We start from the raw sequence: 21,259 nt of genomic DNA, 5'->3' as shown, positions 1-21,259 counted from the left end.
CTTAATAAAAAGCCCAGACTAATAATTAGTCTGGGCTTTTTTATGGCTGGCATTCGCGCACTCAATTTAAGCTGAGTTTAAGATAAACCGCATTTGCTCATTAGCCCATTGCACTGAGTTTTGATAAATCTCAGGTACTTGATCTGGTTCTATGCCCACACTTTCAATTTCACTAAGTGCAGCGTCCCAGTTAGTTGTCTCGTAGGATTTAGCAATCGTAATGAGCTTAGCGAGTTCACCTTCACCCTCAATCAATGCAACTTTAATCGCACTAGACAATGGCAACTTTTCCATTGCTGTCACCATCGTTTCGCCAAGGATCGCATCGATTAATGACAACATGCCCGTCAAAAATGCCATCGACTTATCCTTGATTTGGCTAGATTGTCCCGCCAGACCCTCACAAAATTTAGCCCGCGTTAGCGCCAATGCCATTAATTCAGGCGGCTTGCCCTCACACGTTTGAGCCGAGAACAATACCGACACAAATTTTTGCAACTCAGCCTTGCCCAAGGTCACTAATGCTTGTTTGATCGTTGAAATTTCGGCACGTCGCTTAAACAATGGCGAATTACTATAACGCAATAATTTGTATGACAAATTAACGTCTAATTCAAACACGCTAATGATTTTCGGCAAATCAAGATCGGCTTTACTCGTTTCGTACAGTAATTCCGCCAAACTGACCTGCGAGGGCGTTAAACTTTTAGCTTTGATCATTTCTGGTTTTGAAAAGAAATAACCTTGAAAATATTCAAATCCGAGATCTAACGCTTGTTCAAATTGCTCATAAGTTTCAACTTTCTCGGCCAATAACTTGATATTTGGATAGTCTTTTGTTGCCGTAATTACTTCATGAATTGTCTCAAGCGAAGTCGCCAGCACATCAATTTTAATAATGTCGATAAAGGGATAAAAATGACGCCATACTGGCTGATGAATATAATCATCGAGCGCAATCACATAACCTTGCTGTTTTAACTCTTTGCAATGACTTAGCAGTTTTTTGCCGGGTTTAACCGTTTCTAATATTTCAACCACTAACTGTTCTGGCGGGACCAAGGCAGGATATTTTTTATCGAGCGTTTCTAGGGTGAAATTAATGAAAGCCGGTTTGTCACCAGTAAAGTCTCTCATTGAAAAATCAAATTGACTGCCCGCGACGATTTTTGAGGTCGCAGCATCGCCATCGATATCTGGAAAAACATTGCTCACGCCATCTCTAAACAACAACTCATAAGCAAAGAGATTTTTGTCGCGATCAAGAATAGGTTGTCTAGCGGCATGAAAAAACATAAATAGTCTGGCTCAAATTTATTAACTAATTGCATAATAACAAATAACGTATTAAATGTATGGTTTTATGCTAACTAAAATTAATCGCAAACGTCAGGTAACATGTCGCTAACTAACAAGAAAAAACCAAAAAAGTTAGCTAACTTACGAGCGTTGTCATTGATGATTAATTAAATAAATGTGGAATGTTAAGGTTTAGCAATACCTCGGGCATAAAAAAGGGCTGTCAATTGACAGCCCTTTTTATGCTAATAACAAAAAGAAGTTATTTCTTTTTCTTTACCGCTTTAGCATTAGGAAGGTCAGTAATTGAACCTTCATAAATCTCTGCCGCCAAACCGATTGACTCGTGCAATGTTGGGTGAGCGTGAATTGTTAGGCCGATATCTTCAGCGTCACAACCCATTTCGATCGCCAGACCGATTTCGCCTAGTAACTCACCAGCATTATCTCCAACTAAAGCACCACCGATAATGCGGTCAGTATCTTTGTCGAAGATTAGCTTTGTCATGCCGTCAGACACGTCTGAAGCGATAGCACGGCCACTTGCTGCCCATGGGAACTTAGCTACTTCAAAGTTGATGCCTTGCTCTTTCGCTTCTTTCTCAGTTAGACCAACCCATGCAACTTCTGGGAAGGTGTAAGCAATTGAAGGAATAACTTTAGGATCGAAGAAGTGATTCTTACCTGCAATAACTTCAGCAGCAACGTGCGCTTCATGCACAGCTTTGTGCGCAAGCATTGGTTGACCAACAACATCGCCGATAGCGAAGATGTTTGGTACATTGGTACGCATTTGCTTATCAACGTTAATGAAACCACGCTCGTCAACTGCAATACCTGCACCTTGTGCACCAATTTGTAAACCGTTTGGCGCGCGGCCAATGGCAACTAGTACCGCATCATAACGAATTGGATCTGTTGGCGCTTTTTTGCCTTCAACCGAGACGTAAATACCGTCTTCTTTCGCTTCAACCGCTGTTACTTTAGTTGACAGCATGATGTTGAAACGTTCTTTGTTGGCTTTGGTGTAAATACGAACCATGTCAGCGTCAGCCGCAGGAATTAGCTGATCAAACATCTCAACCACGTCTACTTCACTACCTAGCGCTTCGTACACGGTGCCCATTTCAAGACCGATGATACCACCGCCCATGATCAGCAATTTCTTAGGAACGCCTTCGACTTTAAGTGCGTCAGTTGAGTTCCAAATGCGTGGATCGTTATGCGGAATAAATGGCAATTCAATTGGGCGAGAGCCACAAGCAATAATTGCATGCTCGAAGTTAATTGTCGTCGTTTCTTCACCTTCAACAACTAAAGTATTGGTGCTTGTAAATTTAGCAGTGCCAGTAACCGTTTTAACTTTACGCATTTTGGCCATGCCTGCAACACCAGCGCTTAATTTATTTACAACGCCTTCTTTGTAGCCACGAATTTTAGCGATATCGATCGTTGGCTCACCGTAAGTAATGCCATGCGCTTCGATATGCTTTGCTTCTTGAGTAACTTTAGCAACATGTAGTAGCGCTTTAGACGGAATACAACCAACGTTTAAACAAACGCCGCCTAACTCTGCGTATTTTTCTACTAATACAACATCTAGTCCTAAATCGGCTGCGCGAAACGCTGCTGAATAACCACCAGGGCCTGCGCCCAATACTACAACCTGAGTTTTAATTTCGTTGCTCATTTTCACCTCGATGTGTGTTCGCAAAACCACGCTTATGATGGCTGCGATATGTGTCTTTTTAGTTTGCACAATTCTAGCCAGCTAGACAAAATATGTATAGTGCTATTGCGCAATTAAATAATTTAATCGCTATTGGTTTGCATTTAATACAGCGACCAACTTTTTGTCTGCAATCAAAAAAGCCGCAGAGTGTGCGGCTTCTATTAATTAAAGTACTAAGCGACGAATGTCAGATAATACTCCAGCTAAAGTAGCACTAAATCGTGCAGCTTCAGCACCATCAATTACCCGATGGTCATAAGACGTTGAAAGCGGAACCATCAATTTCGGTAGGAACTCTTTACCATTCCATTTAGGCTTCATTTCTGATTTAGAAACACCTAAAATTGCCACTTCAGGCGCATTAACGATTGGCGTAAACGCCGTGCCGCCGATGCCACCTAGGCTTGAAATAGTAAAACAACCACCTTGCATATCAGTTGCTTTTAGCTTGCCGTCACGGGCTTTCTTCGAGATTTCACCCAGTTCGCGTGATAACTCGTGAATTCCTTTCTTATCAACATCACGTACCACAGGAACAACTAGGCCGTTTGGTGTATCAACCGCGATCCCGATATGAATGTATTTCTTAAGAATAAGTGATTCACCATCGCTGCTCAATGAAGAGTTGAACGTTGGGTGAACGGCTAACGCTTTAGCGGCAGCTTTTAAGATAAATACCAGTGGCGAAATCTTAAGGCCAAGCTTTTGCTTTTCAGCAATTGCATTTTGCTCTTTACGGAAAACTTCAAGTTCAGTGATATCCGCTTCATCAAAGTGAGTAACATGTGGAATGGTTACCCAGTTACGATGCAAGAATGGACCTGAAATCTTCTGAATGCGTGACAGCTTCTTCTCTTCGATTTCACCAAATTTAGAGAAATCAACCGGCTTAACACTAACAACACTCAAGCCACCTTCTTTGCTGCCTGATGTCGTTGTGGCCGCAGAGGCTTTAGGACGTGATAATTCGTACTTAACGTAAGATTGAACATCTTCACGTAGTACCCGGCCTTTACGCCCAGTACCTGTAACTAGCGTTAAATCAACGCCAAACTCACGGGCAATACGACGTACCGACGGTGAAGCATGGGCTTTAGTTCGCTTACCTGGCTGTGCTTTTGATGGATGAGCTGGAACAGGCGGTGCTTTCGGCGCTGGTGCAGCGGCAGGAGCAGCCACAGGAGCTGGTGCAGCCGCAACTGGCGCTGCAACTGAGGTTTCAACAATGCCACCAGCTGTTTCAATCACAGCGATGATAGTGCCCGTAGCCACTTTACCACCAGCAGCAATGCGAAGCTCTTTGATCACGCCAGCAAAAGGAGCTGGCACGTCCATGGTCGCTTTGTCAGTTTCCAGCGTAATTAGGCCATCTTCCTCGGCAACAGTGTCGCCAACAGCAACTAATATTTCGATAACGTCAACTTCACCGTCTTCGCCAATATCAGGAACCGCAACATCTTGCAGCGCAGGAGCACTAGCTACCGCAGCAGCAGCAACTGGTGCAGCAGCAACTGGTGCAGCAGCTACAGGAGCCGGAGCAGCTACAGCTGCTTCAACAACAGGGGCAGCTACAACAGCACCAGCCGACGTTTCAAGCATCACGATTAACGAGCCTTCGCCCACTTTATCGCCAACGACAACTTTCACCTCAACCACGGTGCCAGCAAAAGGAGCTGGTACGTCCATGGTCGCTTTGTCAGTTTCAAGGGTAATTAAACCATCTTCTTCGGCTACAGTGTCGCCAACGGCAACGAGCACTTCAATGATCTCAACCTGACCGTCTTCGCCAATATCAGGCACATGAACTTCTTGAATAGCTGATGCGGTAGGTGCCGCGGCCACAGGTGCAGCAGCAACGACTGGCGCAGCTTCCACAACCGGAGCAACTGGCGCAGCGCTTTGAGCCGCTGGCGCAGACGCGCCAGCAACAGCCATAGCACCAATGCGCATGCCTTCAGAAATTTTGTCACCAACACTCACGCTTAATTCACTAAGCGTGCCAGAAAATGGTGCTGGAATATCCATTGAGGCTTTATCAGACTCAACAGTGATTAGTGCCATCTCTTCTTCAATTGAGTCACCAACGGCAACACAAATTTCGATAATTTCTACTTCTTCGCCACCAACATCAGGGACTAAGATATCTTGTAAATCAGACATGTTGTTGATCCTTTAAGCGTAAAGTGGGTTAATTTTGTCGCCATCAATACCAAAGCGCGTCATCGCGTCAATCAGTACAGACTGCTCTAGCTTGCCACGGTTAACCAATTCAGACAGTGAAGCAATAACGACGTGCGCCGCATCAACTTCAAAGTGTGAACGTAAGTTAGCACGGCTATCACTGCGACCAAAACCATCAGTACCCAATACTTTGTAGCTACCAGGAATATAAGCACGAACCTGTTCAGCGAATGCCTTCATGTGATCCGTTGACGCGATAACGATGTTATCTTCGCTAGCACCTAATACTTCAGTAATGTAAGCAACACGAGCATCTTTAGTTGGGTTAAGCATGTTGTAACGCTCAACGTCTTGACCGTCACGGCCTAGCTCATTGAAAGACGTTACGCTGTATAGCTCAGAGCTAACACCGAAGTCTTCAGCAAGAATGGTTGCCGCTTTACGAACTTGCTCAAAAATAGTACCACAACCTAGTAACTTAACCGTGTTAGCACCATTGCTCTTAACGGTAGCAAACGGGTAGATACCTTTGATGATACCTTCAGTAACGCCTTCTGGCATTGCTGGTTGCTTATAGTTTTCGTTAAGCGTTGTTAGGTAGTAATAAATATTTTCTTGTGTTTCACCGTACATTCTTTCGATACCGTTTTGCACGATAACAGCTAGCTCGTAACCGTAAGTAGGATCATAAGAAATACAGTTAGGAATAGTACCTGCCTGAATGTGGCTGTGACCATCTTGATGCTGTAAACCTTCGCCGTTCAATGTAGTACGACCTGACGTTGCACCAACCATGAAACCACGTGCTTGCATATCACCAGCAGCCCACGCCATATCACCAATACGCTGGAAACCAAACATTGAGTAATAGATGTAGAACGGGATCATCGGACAATCGTTAACCGAGTAAGATGTCGCTGCAGATACCCAAGAACCCATTGCGCCAAGCTCGTTAATGCCTTCTTGCAATACCTGACCTGAAGTATCTTCACGGTAGTAAGCTACTTGATCTCTGTCTTGAGGAACGTATTTTTGGCCTTCGTGAGCATAAATACCGATTTGACGGAACATGCCTTCCATGCCGAACGTACGGGCTTCATCAGGCACGATTGGTACAATGCGCTTACCGATTTCACGATCTTTAACCAAGGCAGTCATGATGCGAACCATAACCATGGTGGTTGAAATTTCACGCTCGCCAGAACCTTTAAGCACATTGTCGAAAATGCTTAGGCTTGGAATGTTTAACTGTTCAGAGAATCTTGGCTTACGCTGAGGCAATACACCACCTAATTCGTCACGACGCGCTTTCATGTATTTCATTTCTGCGCTGTCGGCTGCTGGGCGGTAGTAAGGAATATTCGGTAGGTCTTCATCAGACACAGGAATGTTGAAACGGTCACGGAATTGCTTAAGCACTTCAATGTCCATTTTCTTAACGCCGTGCGCAATATTTTTGCCTTCAGCTGAATCACCCATGCCGTAACCTTTAACTGTTTTAGCTAAAATAACGGTTGGACGACCTTTCGTCGCTTTCGCTTTCGCATAAGCGGCATAAACTTTCATTGGATCATGGCCACCACGATTTAGACGCCAAATGTCGTCATCTGTCATGTTTGCAACCATTTCTGCGGTTTCAGGGTACTTGTTAAAGAAGTGCTCACGCGTATATGCGCCGCCCTTTTGCTTACAGTTTTGGTATTCACCGTCAACGGTTTCTTCCATTAACTGTAACAATTTACCGCTGGTATCACGGGCTAATAATGAGTCCCAGTAGCGACCCCAGATAACCTTGATAACTTCCCAGCCAGCGCCGCGGAATTCACCTTCAAGCTCTTGAATGATCTTGCCGTTGCCACGAACTGGACCGTCAAGACGCTGCAAGTTACAGTTAACAATGAAACATAGATTATCAAGACCTTCACGCGCAGCAAGACCGATAGCGCCTAGTGATTCAGGCTCATCACACTCGCCGTCGCCCATAAAGCAATAAACAGTCTGACCTGAACAATCTTTAATACCACGATCGGTCAGGTACTTAAGGAAACGCGCTTGATAAATCGCTTGAATTGGACCAAGACCCATAGAAACCGTCGGGAACTGCCAGTATTCAGGCATCAATTTAGGGTGCGGGTATGAAGAAAGACCATCGGCGAATGCTTCCTGACGGAAGTTATCCATTTGCGCTTCAGTGAAACGTCCTTCAAGGAATGAACGCGCATAGATGCCAGGAGAAATATGGCCTTGGAAATACACTAAATCGCCGCCATCTTTATCATTTGGCGCTTTAAAGAAGTGGTTAAAACCAACATCATATAAGGTCGCAGACGACGCGAAACTTGCTAGGTGACCACCAAGTTCTAAGTCTTTCTTAGACGCGCGCAATACCATCGCTTGAGCATTCCAGCGGATCATCGAACGAATGTTACGTTCAATTTGTGGATCGCCAGGCATATGCGGTTCTTGAGCTGTTTCAATGGTATTTAAATAAGCAGTCGTTGCAGTGTAAGGCAGGTGAGTACCGTTACGACGGGCTTTATCAATTAACTTTTCTAGTAAATAATGTGCACGCTCTGGACCTTCTTCTTGAAGTACTGCTTCAAGTGCGTCGATCCACTCCTCAGTTTCCTGAGGGTCTACATCCGTAAAATTGATGTGAGACATTGTCGTTTCCTTATATGTATTTTTTGTATTTCAGCCACGTTGCATTCCCTTCTATGAGGGTAAATGCATTAGCCCTGCATCTTAGACAGGGTCATTATTTTGTATTCTTCTTAACGAACGTTGTACTCTTGAATCTTCTTGGCGGACAGATAATAAAATGTCTTCAATATATGCCAAGTGAGCATTAGAGGCATTTCTCGCCTGCTCTGATTGTCGAGAAACAATCGCTTCAATTAATTCGCCTCGGTGCTTATTGCTCATCTCAACGGCTGCTGGATGGCGATAAAGTAACTCAAGGTTTTGGGCAATGTTATCGCGTAATAATTGGCTCATGCTTAACACCAAATGCAACATCGCAACATTATGCGACGCTTCTGCGACCACTTTGTACAACTCAACAATCTCATCAGCTTCTTTAGCAATATCATGTTGGCCTTGTGCCAGCTTAATTGCCTCCTGACAGTGTCGAATCGCTTCAAAGTCAGTCGCGGTACCACGTATCGCGGCGTAAAATGCCAGCATTCCTTCGGTCGCATGACGAAATTCTAATAAGTCATACTGACTTTCAGGATCATTAGCGATTAACTCGAGTACCGGATCACTCAAGCTCTTCCACAGTTGTTCCTGCACATAGGTCCCCCCTCCTTGGCGACGATTTAATAGCCCTTTACTTTCTAATGCCTGGATCGCTTCCCTGACGGACGGGCGTGATACCTCAAACTGCTTGGCAAGCTCGCGCTCGGACGGTAGTTTTTCACCGGGGCGTAAACTGCCTTCAAGGATCATGGTCTCAAGTGCCGTCACAATCGCGTCGGATAGCTTTGGCTGCCTGATTTTACGATAGGTCATTATTTCCTCTTTATTATAATTGGTATTACCAATTAACCAACGAAGACGAATTTAACAAAAAAAAGTTAATTTGTCCACCTAGCAAAGAATTTCGATTAAACAAAATTGCCATGATATGAAACAAATCAACCTTTAGTCTTAGCCAGATTAATTAGATGATGAAATTAGATAAATGTAACACTTGTACCCGCGCTACCGCATAAGTGTCCGTTTTTAACGGTCAACATAACTAGTCAACCTCAGGGCACAAAAAAACTCACAATCGATAAAAAATAACGCTAAGCCAGCAGCCCAGCAATGGTCATTAATGCCACCAAACCAAGCAACAACAATAAATTCCGCTTAGCCAGTGCCACTAGCCGACAAGTAGTTTGCATACATACACCTTGCACACAAGACACGTCAGTCACTTGCTCTGCCGCCATCGCTACAGCACCAATTAACTGTGCCGCTGGTAATTTAAATTTAAACAACAGCGACAACCACAAACTAATAGCATGCGAAAAATTACCAACCAACACATAACCCAAAGCCACTAGTCGCGCAGGCAGCCAATCAATAACAAATAACAAAGACTTTATAACAGCCACCTTTGGTAGCACCCTGCGATCAACCAACAAATCATAACTGCGAATACTGGCATAAAAGACCACGGCAACCGGGCCACCAATAATCAGCATTAAAACAGTTGCACAATAATAGCGGTAATTAATCCACACCAGTTGGCGCCCAACTTGCGCGCCCAAACTAGCGGCCTCAGTAACATCAAGTTTCTCAACTTCAGCCAATTGTGCAGCAATTAAATAACTGGCCTGAGTATCGTCGTGGCAAACCGACAACAAGTAATGCTTATATTGTTGACGGAAATGGACACAACCAATACTTAGTAGTACAGCAACAACCCACAAAATCGGTGTTAATAGACCGTAAAGTAGTCCAGCACTTAATTGCAATAATAAATAGGTTAAGCTAGCAGGTAAAATAAGCACTAGCAATTGAAATGACCACGCGGTTGGTTCAAGTGTGCGGGTTATTTTAGTTACTCCTCGCTCAAACCAATATTCAAATTGCCAATGCGATCCCAATGAATAGATCCGCTCAAGCAACAAAGCAACTAACAAAGCAAACAGCGCCATAATATATTAAGTTCCAAATAGTTGTTTTATCCAAATACCAAGCTCAGCGCCGATATAACTCTCTGATTTAATATTGCTTGGCAATATTTTTGTCGTTAATCACTCTAACATAGCGCCATAATGCGACCAATCAAAAGCGTCACCGGGGTCAGTTTTCCGCCCAGGGGCAATGTCACAATGACCAACAATAGTCTGAGGTGTTAAGCACCGATAGTGTCGGCACAAAACCTTGGTTACCTTAGCCAGCGCCTCGTACTGCGCCGAGGTATAAAGGGTGGTATCTGTGCCCTCTAATTCAATGCCAATTGAAAAATCATTGCAATTAGTTCGGCCATTATAGGTGGAAATTCCGGCATGCCAGGCTCGGTCTTCAAATGAGACATATTGAGTAATAATACCGGTACGGCTAATCATGCAATGAGCTGACACTCTCAGCCCCTCTAGTTGAGAAAAAAAGGGATCTGCTTGGCAATCTAGTCGCCCTAAAAACAAGTCATTAATATAACCACCGCCAAACTGACCCGGCGGTAAACTGATATTGTGGATCACTAACAACGAAATATCATCGACCAGCGGCCGTTGGTTGTAATGACTAGAACAACAAATAGTGGCATTATCTAACCAACCATTATCAATGGTTAATGTTTGTACATTGGGTGTTTTCATCGGCTGACTTTCATTTTTCATGGTGTATTTATAGTTTTTATTAAGTGTTTTTTAGTATGTATTATAAGTTTTTACTTAAGTTTTTACTTAAGTTTTTTCATCAAATATAAGGACGACCCGTGATCAACATAAGTAACACATTCATCGCTAAAGCAATGTCCGTTATTTTTTGGTGCTTACTGCTCGGGGCATTAGCTTACTATTTTCAAGACCAAATCTCGCAAAAAATTAATCCGAATCAGCAAGTCAGTTCAAATTATCAAAATAACGGCCAGGTTTCAGTGGTGCTTAAACCTAATAACCGCGGCCACTACTTAGTTAATGGTACTATTAATAGCCAGCCTGTGACCTTTTTACTCGATACTGGCGCCACTCAAATATCTATTCCGGCACATCTTGCGCGGCAACTCCAACTGAGTGCAGGCCAAACGTTTACGGTTAATACCGCCAATGGCCAAATTCAAGTAGCCGCCACGACAGTGAACTCCCTAACGATTGCTGGTATTAAGCTAGGCCAGCTCGCGGCCCATTTAAACCCGGGCATCGAAAACAACGTGATTTTACTTGGAATGAATGCATTGCAACAGTTAGACTTGCACCAACAAAATAATACCCTGACGTTGACCCAAATTAATCCTTAGGTCATCTACTTACAAGGAATGTTAGCTTAATGCTAAACCTGCACTGTCATTACTCAACCCTTAAAACCCGGCTGTTTCAGTTAGAACTAAAACAATATTTTTTATTGATTGTAGGCTTTTATTTTATCGTCGCGATGCATTACTTTCAGCAAAATCACGGCGGCATGGCGTTAAGTACCCCGTTTAACCCACTGGGTTGGGTCGTAATTTCAGCCTTGATTGCATTAGGCATCATACAAATAGCCCACAGTAAAAAACTATTATATACCCCCTTTGTTACCGCTATTACTATTGCTTGCTGCCTCTTACTCGTGCCATTAATTTACGCGCCTGGAACTGGCTGGTATAGCCATCAACGTTTACTTGGTTTATTTGCAGGGCTCGCCGTGTTAATTGCGATTATTCAGTTTGAGCTCACTAGCGCTGATTTTGAAAAACTACTCAAATTTATTTTAATTGCGACCTTAATTGAATCGACATTTTCGTTAATTCAGTTTTATATCTTACCCAGCCAAAGCCTTATTAATATTAATTCACGCCGGCCCTCGGCGATATTTTTTCAAGCCAATGTCGCTGCTAGTTTCTTTGCTACCGGACTTTTAATTTCGCTTTATTTACGTCAACGCTTAAGTGATAACTTAAGAAAAAACTTAAACCAAGCACCTACCAAACTCTATTCATTGCTCATTAATACGGTGCCAGTTGTTACCACCATGGCGATAGTGTTGCTGCAATCACGGACCGGTTTTGTCGCGGTAGTTATCGGCTCATTGTTATTATTAATGCCCCGACACGGCGTTGCTAATTCTGACGTTAATCAGCCCTCTATTAATAAGCCCTCGGTTAACAAGGATTGGCTAAACAAATTATCAGTAAATAAGCAGTGGCTCGCCTTAGTTTTATTGGGCATTACCCTAGCGGTGAGTTCACTAGCTTTATTAGAGCGCCATACCCGTGGTGCCGAGGTTTACAGCGAAGCGGGTCTGCGCAGCGAAATTTATCGCGATTCAATTGAATTAATCACGCAACAGCCATTATTAGGCCATGGTTATGGCAGCTTTCGCCGCGCTTACCATCAATTGCAAGCCGACAAGTATCGCAGCGACCCAAGTTATCCCCCCCAATACCGCATGAGTCATCCGCATAACGAGCCATTACTGTGGTTGGTTGAAGGCGGTGCGGTCGCCCTAATAGCAATGCTAATTATTGCAGCGGCTTTTATTTATGCCATCGGTCGCCAGCGCAGTAATTGGCCAATTAAATTTGCGTTACTATTTCCGCTGTCACTGCATACAATGACCGAGTTTCCTTTTTATTCAAGCGTTGCCAGTTGGCTAACTTTTTTATTAATTACCGCTTACATTGCTCGCCAACCAGCCAAAGAGCGGGTTATCAGGATTGATAACCCAATTATTTTTAAAGCACTAGCGCTGGTCTTATTTGTCGTTACCACAGTGCAAATGACTAGCTTATTAATAAGTCAAAAGATCATCACTCAGGTGGTGATAAGCCAAGATTCATCACCATTGCTTGCAACATCCTTACCGCTAGTATCGGTAGACTTTGAGCAGGTCTTAATTGAAACACAATTACAAATTGCGATTGAAAATCAGCTGCCACAAACGATTGAGCTTTACATTACTTGGGCGCGGCAGCAAATTGCGGTAATGCCAGTACCACAGCATTACAGTAACTTAATTTTGGCTTATTTATATCTACAACAAATCAGCGCGGCTAATTTAATACTCAGTGAAGCACAAGCGCTATTCCCAAGTTTAGATTGGCAAGAGTCTGTCGCTCATATAACCGCGGCACAACAGCTATTCCAACAGCCATAATATGAGATGTAAGCACGACAATTAAGTCCAACGTTTGGAATCTATTAAAGACCGCTGAATTAAGCCCAGCAATTAACCTAGTATTTGAATGGGAAAACCCGTTAAAATAAACTAATTCCTGATTAAACCAAAGTAAGTATAAAATATGCTACAAGATGACATTAAACAAAGCGTAACTCTGGCGCTAAATGAAGATCTCGGCTACCAATCGGCCAGTGACGGCGACATTACCGCTAACCTTATCGCCGATGAAACTAGTGCAGAGGCGACGATTATTTCCCGCGAAATGGCCGTTTTTTGTGGTAAAGCTTGGGCCGAAGAGGTGTTTAAACAGCTCGGTGGCGAAGTAGCAATTCACTGGTTAGTCGACGACGGCGACATTATTGCGCCCAATGAAGTGCTGTGCGAAATGTCAGGCCCGGCAAAAATCTTATTAACCGGAGAGCGAGTAGCGCTTAATTTTATTCAGCTATTATCAGGCACTGCTACTGTGGTTAAGCAATACGTAGACCATATTGAAGGCACTAATACTCGCTTGCTCGATACCCGAAAAACCATTCCAGGTCTGCGCACCGCACAAAAATATGCCGTAACCTGTGGCGGTGGCGCTAATCATCGCATTGGTTTGTTCGACGCTTATTTAATTAAAGAAAATCACATTATGGCTTGCGGCGGCATAAAACAAGCTATCGACAAAGCGCGCCAATTACATAGCGACAAACTGGTCGAGGTTGAAGTTGAAAGCCTTGAAGAGCTAAAACAAGCCCTAGCAGCTGGCAGCGACATTGTGATGTTAGACAATTTTGACATTGAAATGATGCGCCAAGCGGTTGAGTTAACCAAGGGCAAAGCTAAATTAGAAGTGTCTGGCAATGTGACGCTAGCGACCATTGGCGACTTTGCTCGAACCGGTATTGATTACATTTCTGTTGGCGCTTTAACCAAACATGTTACCGCGACCGATCTGTCGATGCGACTTAAATAACTACCACCTCGCAGCGGTCAAAATAAGAACAACTTCTTTATTATCAATTGCGTGTCGGCATCCAAGATTTAACAACTAGGTATGTCGGCGTAGTTTAATTACATCAAATAGCTCAAATATCCGACAAAGGTATGAGTTTTTCGTTGTTATTAATAATATATAATGTTAATTTTAGCATGTTACTAAATTTACAGTTTTAGTGACGTTAGGTTATTTTGCCGCCACATTATAGCTTGATAACAGCTCTGATTATTTTGTATGACAGCTTGCAATAATAAGTTCAACACAAAAAATCATTAGCTCATATTAAATATCGTTTAGTTAAGCCAAGTTAAACTTAGATAAGACTTGCTTGACAAACAACAGAGGAAATTTCCCATGAAAAAAGCACAACAAGGTTTTACCCTAATTGAATTGATGGTTGTTGTTGCCATTATCGGTATTTTAGCCGCAGTAGCAATGCCTGCTTATAAAACATACATTGAAAAAGCCGACGGCGCAGCAGCTCTGTCTCAGTCTCAAGTGAACATTTTTAAACAAACAGAAGCTTGGTCAATCGATGGTTCTAGTGTTGCTTCTTTTACCACTAAAGTAGGTAACTCAACAGTTACAATAACCCCTACCGTTGATGTTAGCTCAGGTGAATTGTCTTGGGCATGTGTTTCAGACAAAGAAGCATTCAAAGGTTGTGGTCTGTAATAAACTGCTGGTTTAATTATTAAGCAAATAAAAAATGCCACTCCATTTTTATTGAGTGGCATTTTTATATCAAAAATATGATAAATTTCAAGTCGAAGCCGCGACATGCCAATCCATTCTGATTGCACTGCATCCAGCCTATTTTAGAATTTTCTAACAAACGTTTCTTTGGTCAGGTTTATTTCAACCGACCTGATTTCAACCGACCTGCATAGCATCATAGCCTCACTATTAAGTAAAAATCTTGCAATATCGCTAGGTTTTTTTGCTTATTAAGATACTATGAAAGTATTATAACCAATTGCGTATTCAGGAATTTTAATGGCAACAGCAACATATCATGGACTGTTAGATGTCATTGCCCGCCATCAGTTGCTGTCAAGTGCCGCGGCCCAGCAGGCTGCAACAGCAGCGGCAGCCGAAAACCGGCCGTTTTTAAGTCACCTAGTTGAAAGCAAACTGATTGACTCGGTTAAGTTCGCCCAAATTTGCAGCCATGAATTTGGCATGCCGTTATTTGATTTAAACCAATTTGATCATAGTTTTTTACCAAGCGATTTACTCAATGAAAAGCGCGTTAATAAACACGCAGCGCTGCCGTTGTATGTGCGTGGTAACCGACTATTTTTAGCAATTGGCGACCCAACTAATATTACCGCGTTAGAAGAGTTCCAGTTTAACGCCGGCATGCGCACAGAACCTATTTTGGTCTGTGAAAATCAGCTGCAGCAGGTCATTAACAGCCTATTTGAAAGTGACTCCGACGCCTTGGCGATAGACGCCTTTGACGAGCAAGAGTTAGCAGAAATTGGTGTTGACGAGGGCCCAGCTCAACAGCAAGATGACGACGTTGACAAAGACGACCAGCCAATCGTTATTTACATTAATAAATTATTGATGGATGCCATTCGCAAAGGCGCCTCCGATTTACACTTTGAACCCTACGAAAAAACCTATCGAGTACGTTTTAGAATCGACGGAATTTTACATGAAATGGGCAATCCACCAGCCTACTTAGCCTCACGTATGGCGGCGCGAATCAAGGTCATGTCAAAAATGGACATCGCCGAAAAACGCATTCCGCAAGATGGCCGGATTAAGTTAAAAGTATCGAACAAAAAGTCGATTGATTTCCGAGTCAGTTCACTGCCGACCTTGTTTGGCGAAAAAATGGTATTGCGTATTCTCGATTCGTCTATTGCCATGATGGGCATTGATGCCTTAGGTTATGAGCCCGAGCAAAAAGCGCTCTACCTTAAGCATCTTAACCAGCCACAGGGCATGATTTTAGTAACGGGCCCAACGGGCTCTGGCAAAACAGTGTCGTTATATACTGGGCTTAATATTTTAAACAGCCCCGAACGTAATATTGCGACCGCAGAAGATCCGGTTGAAATTAACTTAACCGGGGTCAACCAAGTTCATATTAATGCCAAGGCCGGACTTGATTTTTCTATGGCGCTGCGCGCCTTTTTACGCCAAGATCCTGATGTAATAATGGTGGGTGAAATTCGTGATCTAGAAACCGCCGAAATTGCGATAAAAGCCGCCCAAACTGGCCACTTAGTGCTTTCGACCTTGCACACCAACTCGGCGGCTGAAACCATTACTCGCTTAATTAACATGGGCGTACCAGGATATAATATCGCCAGTTCGGTTAGTTTGATTATTGCCCAGCGCTTAGCCAGGCGGCTATGTGAACATTGCAAAAAACCAGAGCAATTAAGCCCCGACCAGTTAACTGACTTAGGATATGACGAAAGTATATTAAGCCAAGGCTTAACCCTGTTTCAACCAGTCGGTTGCGACAGGTGTTCGGCCGGTTATAAAGGCCGAGTCGGCATTTATGAAACCATGCCAATGACAGAAAAAATAGGCAGAATTATAATGGACGGCGGCAATTCAATCGAAATTGCCGATGCTGCAACCGCTGAAGGAGTTGCTAATTTACGCAAATCGGCGTTACGAAAAGCCGCCCAGGGGGTAACTAGCTTAGAAGAGGTTAACCGAGTAACCAATTTTTAGCCTCCGGAGTCAGTTACAACCAACTTATCCGCTGCCATTGTTTAAATGGCGCGACATCACGCACAGATAGGACAATATCATGGCTACCGCGACGGCAAAGAAAAAGCCAAAAAAAGCGATTAAAATTAATACTTATAGCTGGAAAGGTATTAACCGCAAAGGCGTTAGAACGTCGGGTGAAATTAAAGCGGCAACTCCGCTAGATGCCAAAGCTATTTTGCGCAAACAAGGGGTCAGTACCACCAAGTTAGTAAAAAAATCAGAACCTTTGCTTAAGTTCGAGTCGATTAAACCAATGGATATTGCCATGGTCACCCGCCAACTAGCGACTATGCTAGGCGCTGGTGTACCGCTAGTGCAAAGTTATAAAATAGTTGCCGACGGTCATGACAAAGCACCTGTACGTGAGTTATTAACAACGGTTAATGATGAAATTCAAGCCGGGGTACCAGTAGCCGACGCATTAAGGCCGCATCGTAAATACTTTGATGACCTTTACTGTGATTTGGTCGCCGCAGGCGAAATGTCGGGTTCGCTCGATGCCATCTTTGATCGAATCGCAACCTACCTTGACAAAACCGAAGCACTAAAATCAAAAATAAAAAAAGCCATGCTCTACCCTACGGCAGTCATCGTGGTCGCGCTGGGGGTAACGCTGTTATTGCTGTTATTTGTGGTGCCGCAGTTTCAGGATATATTTTCGTCATTTGGTCATGAACTACCCGCCTTCACCCAGTTTGTGTTACGCATTTCAGAATTCGTGCAGGCTTATTGGGCGCTAATTGTTGGCGGTGTTGTTGCGGCGGTATTACTGTTTAAACGGGCTCACTTTAATTCACAAGCGGTGCGCGATAAAACCGACCGTACCTTATTAAAATTTCCGATCATTGGCCCAATCTTGCATAAATCTTCAATCGCTCGCTTTAGCCGTACTTTAGCCACCACTTTTAATGCTGGGGTGCCGCTGTTAGAAGGGCTAGACTCAGCAGCAGGTGCTTCCGGAAACGCTGTTTACCGTGATGCCTTAAGAACGGTCAAAAGCGAGGTTGAAGCGGGCTTAATGCTGTATGTCGCGATGAATTCAACCGGGATATTCCCCAATATGTTAGTGCAAATGGTGATGATTGGTGAAGAGACGGGTGCGATTGATGACATGCTCAATAAAGTCGCCGAGGTTTATGAACGGGAAGTCGATGACGCAGTTGACGGCTTAACCTCGTTGCTGGAACCATTATTAATGGTGGTGATTGGCGTGTTAGTTGGTGGCTTAATTATCGCGATGTATTTGCCGATTTTCCAGCTCGGCAGTATTGTATAAGGCTTATTTTTAAGCGCTTAGTTTAAGTATTAGCGTTAAGCGCTTAGTTTAAGTCTTGGTTTTTATTTGTTAGTAAATATATTTAGTTATTTAGAGTGGTATTGTAGTTATGAACGAAATGGTCAATTTGTTAAGTCAGCATCCGAATTACTTTTATGGCTTAGTGTTAGTCTTGGGTTTGTTAGTCGGTAGTTTTTTAAACGTCGTCATTCATCGATTACCAATCATGATGGAACGCCAGTTTAAGCAAGAAGCGGGTGAATATTTTGAATTGTCACAGCTAACCACCGAGACAGAGAATGAAAGCAACTACAACCTGGTGGTGCCACGCTCAGCCTGCCCTAAATGTCAGCATAACATTAGTGCATTAGAAAACATTCCAGTCATTAGTTACTTGTGGCTAAAAGGAAAGTGCCGTCAGTGTAAAAACCCCATTTCGTGTCGTTACCCATTGGTTGAATTGTTAACGGGTATTTTATCGCTGATGGTAGCGCTTAAGTTTGGTTTAAGCTGGCAATGTTTAGCAGCACTGGTATTAACTTGGTCGTTAGTGGCACTCACTTTTATCGACATTGATAAAATGTTATTGCCCGACAGCATCGTAATGCCGCTGTTGTGGCTCGGTATCTTGTTAAACCTTAATGGCATGTTTACTGATTTGTCCAGCGCTGTGGTTGGTGCGGTTATCGGCTACCTAAGCTTGTGGTCCATTTACTGGGCATTTAAACTGTTAACCGGTAAAGAAGGCATGGGTTATGGCGATTTTAAGTTATTTGCTTTAATTGGAGCTTGGTTCGGCTGGCAATATTTACCGATGACCATTTTATTGTCCTCGGTGGCGGGCGCAATTATCGGCATTTCGATTTTGGCAATCAAAGGCCAAGATAAAAATATTCCGATCCCCTTTGGTCCTTATTTAGCGATCGCGGCTTGGGTCACGCTAATGTGGGGCGAGATGATCAATCAAGCTTACTTGAGCTATTTCTTCTAATGAGTCACTTAATTATTGGCCTTACTGGTGGCATCGCCAGTGGTAAAACAACCGTTGCCAATTTATTAGGCCAATATGGCATCGACATTATCGATGCCGACATTGTCGCACGCGATGTCGTTGCGCCAGGCTCAAGCGCTTTATCTCAAATAAGTCAGCACTTTGGGCCCGACATTTTAAGCCCCGATGGCAGCCTCAATCGCAGCGAGTTACGCCAATTGATTTTTAGTGATGCCGAGCATAAAACTTGGCTCAATAACTTGTTACATCCGTTAATTCGTCAACAAATTGCAACTGAACTTAGTTTAGCGACTTCGCCTTATTGCTTACTGGTGGCGCCACTGCTGATCGAAAACAACATGCAGTCGATGGTTGATTTAGTCTTAGTGGTCGACAGTAATGAGCAAGATCAATTAGCCCGTACCATGGCCCGAGACCACAGCAGCGAACAACAAGTTAAAGCGATAATGGCGGCGCAAGTAAGCCGGGACCAACGCTTAACCGAGGCTAATGACATTATTCGTAACAACGGCAGTATTGAACATTTAACCCAAGATGTGAAAAAAATCCATGATAAATATCAGCAACTTGTTTATGATAGGATCAAGAATAAAAAATAAGCTAAATAAACCAATTCATTAACAGCATAAAATAATAATAAATATGTCTGATACTATAATTTACGAACATCCACTGAGCGAAAAAATTCGCTGTTATTTGCGCATTGAGCATCTTGCCGAGCAAATAAATCAATTGAGCGCCTGTCAGCAAAGCGCTGGCTTTAAGCCTTTTTTTAATGCCTTATTTTCAATCGCTGAACTTGTAGAGCGCGGTGAATTAAAACAAGAACTGAACCGCGATCTCGACGGGCATAAGATCTCGCTGCAACAATGGCGCCATAATGATGGCATCGATGCCGAACAGCTAAATCAGTTATTAGGACAAATTGACGGTTTTTTACTGTTAAAATCAGCAGCTAATAAAGGTCAGCACCTATTAACAAATGATCCATTGCTCAATCAAATAAAAAACAAAATGCCACTGCCCGGCGGCGGCGCGTTATTTGATACTCCGCTGTTAAATTTTTGGCTGCATTTACCGCAGGCCACTCGCCAGCAAGATATCAAGCGCTGGCTCAAGCCATTTCAGAAAACGATCGAGGCGATTAAATTATTATTACATTTGCTGCGCCAATCATCGAGCTATCACCAACAAATCGCTAACGATGCATTTTTCTCGGACACTTGTGATAGAAATCAATTATTAAGGATAAAACTGGACGTGCAACAAGGTTGTTATCCAACGATTAGTGGTTATCGTAATCGTTATGCTATTCGCTTTATTCCTTGGAGCGAACAACCATTACATGATATAAAGTTTTTTCTTTCATGTTGCTAAATGATTCACTATGACCACAGTAAAATGCCCAACCTGCCAACAAGACGTAAAATGGATTAAAGCCAGTCAATATCGACCTTTTTGCAGCGATCGCTGCAAGCTGATTGATTTAGGTGACTGGGCCGATGGCAGCAATGCAATTGCCGGAACCACCAACCCTGACTTGATAAACTTTGATGAGTTTGATCTGCCGGACAACGACGATTTTTTTAACCCGAACTAATCCGAGTCAACCGTCGCCAAAATGGCGGCGACTATTGGTTTGTTAGCGGCGGGGAACTCGAAGTTTACTAAATCTGTTTTAGTAACCCATTGCACAATTTGTCCTTCTAAGCCGGTTGCTACGCCACTAAAACTCGTCACGTGCCATACATCCAAAATAACCATTTTATCGCCGTAATCATGTTCTAGCTTAACCATAGGCTTAGCACCGGTCACAACTAAACCGACCTCTTCTGATAATTCTCGAGTCAAAGCCTCAAGTGCCGACTCATTAGCCTCAACCTTACCCCCAGGAAATTCCCATTTTCCGCCTTGGTGTAAATGTGCTAAACGCTTAGCGATTAATATTTCACCCTGGTGGTTTTCAATGACCCCGGCTGCTACCCATATTTTTTTCATCCAACAAACCTATCTGCTACTAATGGCGTCTATTCTAACCTAATTAATGCGCTAAGCTGCGGTTTTATTGGGCTAAGCCGTTATAGTCACTGCTAAAAAAGTACACAATAGTGAGCCCAAAATGCTGGTTTTTTCGCAAATCAGTGTTCAAGATTAAATAAATCAGCACAATGGCTTTATCAATTTGTAATTACACGATAAAGTGAGTCCATTAAA

18 protein-coding genes are annotated in these 21,259 nt (G+C 43.2%); 10 read left to right on the top strand and 8 right to left on the bottom strand.

The window, feature by feature from the left end; genetic code table 11:
* Positions 1-66 precede the first annotated feature (66 nt).
* The 7 genes from HRU23_06130 to ampD form a co-directional block, all read right to left on the bottom strand.
* A complete protein-coding gene (locus tag HRU23_06130) occupies positions 67-1,296 on the bottom strand; it encodes an HDOD domain-containing protein (protein NRA53705.1) in 1,230 nt (409 codons plus the stop codon).
* A gap of 265 nt (positions 1,297-1,561) precedes the next feature.
* The gene (gene lpdA / locus HRU23_06125) at positions 1,562-2,989 is read right to left on the bottom strand and encodes a dihydrolipoyl dehydrogenase (GenBank protein ID NRA53704.1); all 1,428 of its coding nucleotides are present in this window, start codon (positions 2,987-2,989) and stop codon (positions 1,562-1,564) included.
* A 207-nt stretch (positions 2,990-3,196) separates the two neighbouring features.
* Positions 3,197-5,191 carry a pyruvate dehydrogenase complex dihydrolipoyllysine-residue acetyltransferase gene (aceF, locus tag HRU23_06120; protein ID NRA53703.1) on the bottom strand — a complete coding sequence of 665 codons (1,995 nt, stop codon included), beginning with the start codon at positions 5,189-5,191 and terminating at the stop codon, positions 3,197-3,199.
* Positions 5,192-5,203: 12 nt separating this feature from the next.
* Positions 5,204-7,876: a pyruvate dehydrogenase (acetyl-transferring), homodimeric type gene (gene aceE, locus HRU23_06115; GenBank protein ID NRA53702.1), complete on the bottom strand. Its 2,673-nt coding sequence runs from the start codon at positions 7,874-7,876 to the stop codon at positions 5,204-5,206.
* A gap of 81 nt (positions 7,877-7,957) precedes the next feature.
* A complete protein-coding gene (pdhR, locus tag HRU23_06110; GenBank protein NRA53701.1) occupies positions 7,958-8,725 on the bottom strand; it encodes a pyruvate dehydrogenase complex transcriptional repressor PdhR in 768 nt (255 codons plus the stop codon).
* Between the two features lie 278 nt (positions 8,726-9,003).
* Entirely contained in the window at positions 9,004-9,861 is an 858-nt protein-coding gene (gene ampE / locus HRU23_06105; protein NRA53700.1) for a beta-lactamase regulator AmpE, read from the bottom strand.
* A gap of 99 nt (positions 9,862-9,960) precedes the next feature.
* Positions 9,961-10,527, bottom strand: a complete 567-nt coding sequence (gene ampD / locus HRU23_06100; GenBank protein NRA53699.1) for a 1,6-anhydro-N-acetylmuramyl-L-alanine amidase AmpD — start codon at positions 10,525-10,527, stop codon at positions 9,961-9,963.
* Between the two features lie 119 nt (positions 10,528-10,646).
* On the opposite strand from ampD, the gene HRU23_06095 reads away from it, so the two are divergent.
* The 10 genes from HRU23_06095 (at position 10,647) to yacG (ending at position 20,645) form a co-directional block, all read left to right on the top strand.
* Positions 10,647-11,168, top strand: a complete 522-nt coding sequence (locus tag HRU23_06095) for a TIGR02281 family clan AA aspartic protease (GenBank protein ID NRA53698.1) — start codon at positions 10,647-10,649, stop codon at positions 11,166-11,168.
* Between the two features lie 29 nt (positions 11,169-11,197).
* On the top strand, positions 11,198-13,006 hold the full coding sequence (locus HRU23_06090) for an O-antigen ligase C-terminal domain-containing protein (GenBank protein ID NRA53697.1): 1,809 nt from the start codon (positions 11,198-11,200) through the stop codon (positions 13,004-13,006).
* A 145-nt stretch (positions 13,007-13,151) separates the two neighbouring features.
* The gene (nadC, locus tag HRU23_06085) at positions 13,152-13,991 is read left to right on the top strand and encodes a carboxylating nicotinate-nucleotide diphosphorylase (GenBank protein ID NRA53696.1); all 840 of its coding nucleotides are present in this window, start codon (positions 13,152-13,154) and stop codon (positions 13,989-13,991) included.
* A gap of 378 nt (positions 13,992-14,369) precedes the next feature.
* The gene (locus tag HRU23_06080; GenBank protein ID NRA53695.1) at positions 14,370-14,690 is read left to right on the top strand and encodes a prepilin-type N-terminal cleavage/methylation domain-containing protein; all 321 of its coding nucleotides are present in this window, start codon (positions 14,370-14,372) and stop codon (positions 14,688-14,690) included.
* 321 nt (positions 14,691-15,011) lie between these two features.
* Positions 15,012-16,715 carry a type IV-A pilus assembly ATPase PilB gene (gene pilB / locus HRU23_06075; GenBank protein ID NRA53694.1) on the top strand — a complete coding sequence of 568 codons (1,704 nt, stop codon included), beginning with the start codon at positions 15,012-15,014 and terminating at the stop codon, positions 16,713-16,715.
* 79 nt (positions 16,716-16,794) lie between these two features.
* Positions 16,795-18,033, top strand: coding sequence for a type II secretion system F family protein (locus HRU23_06070; protein ID NRA53693.1), 1,239 nt, complete (start codon positions 16,795-16,797; stop codon positions 18,031-18,033).
* 109 nt (positions 18,034-18,142) lie between these two features.
* Positions 18,143-19,024 carry a prepilin peptidase gene (locus HRU23_06065; GenBank protein NRA53692.1) on the top strand — a complete coding sequence of 294 codons (882 nt, stop codon included), beginning with the start codon at positions 18,143-18,145 and terminating at the stop codon, positions 19,022-19,024.
* Entirely contained in the window at positions 19,024-19,644 is a 621-nt protein-coding gene (coaE, locus tag HRU23_06060) for a dephospho-CoA kinase (GenBank protein ID NRA53691.1), read from the top strand. Before HRU23_06065 ends, coaE begins: the two co-directional genes overlap by 1 nt.
* Before the next feature lie 43 nt (positions 19,645-19,687).
* Complete coding sequence (locus HRU23_06055; GenBank protein NRA53690.1) at positions 19,688-20,422, top strand: cell division protein ZapD; 735 nt, start codon at positions 19,688-19,690, stop codon at positions 20,420-20,422.
* 10 nt (positions 20,423-20,432) lie between these two features.
* On the top strand, positions 20,433-20,645 hold the full coding sequence (gene yacG / locus HRU23_06050) for a DNA gyrase inhibitor YacG (GenBank protein ID NRA53689.1): 213 nt from the start codon (positions 20,433-20,435) through the stop codon (positions 20,643-20,645).
* Here yacG and mutT read toward each other — a convergent pair.
* Positions 20,642-21,043 carry an 8-oxo-dGTP diphosphatase MutT gene (gene mutT, locus HRU23_06045; GenBank protein ID NRA53688.1) on the bottom strand — a complete coding sequence of 134 codons (402 nt, stop codon included), beginning with the start codon at positions 21,041-21,043 and terminating at the stop codon, positions 20,642-20,644. The genes yacG and mutT overlap by 4 nt on opposite strands.
* Positions 21,044-21,259 lie beyond the last annotated feature (216 nt).

The organism is Gammaproteobacteria bacterium, from assembly GCA_013214945.1.
In the GTDB taxonomy this organism is placed as follows: Bacteria; Pseudomonadota; Gammaproteobacteria; order Enterobacterales; family Psychrobiaceae; genus Psychrobium.
This window is presented reverse-complemented; position numbering and strand designations above follow the sequence as displayed.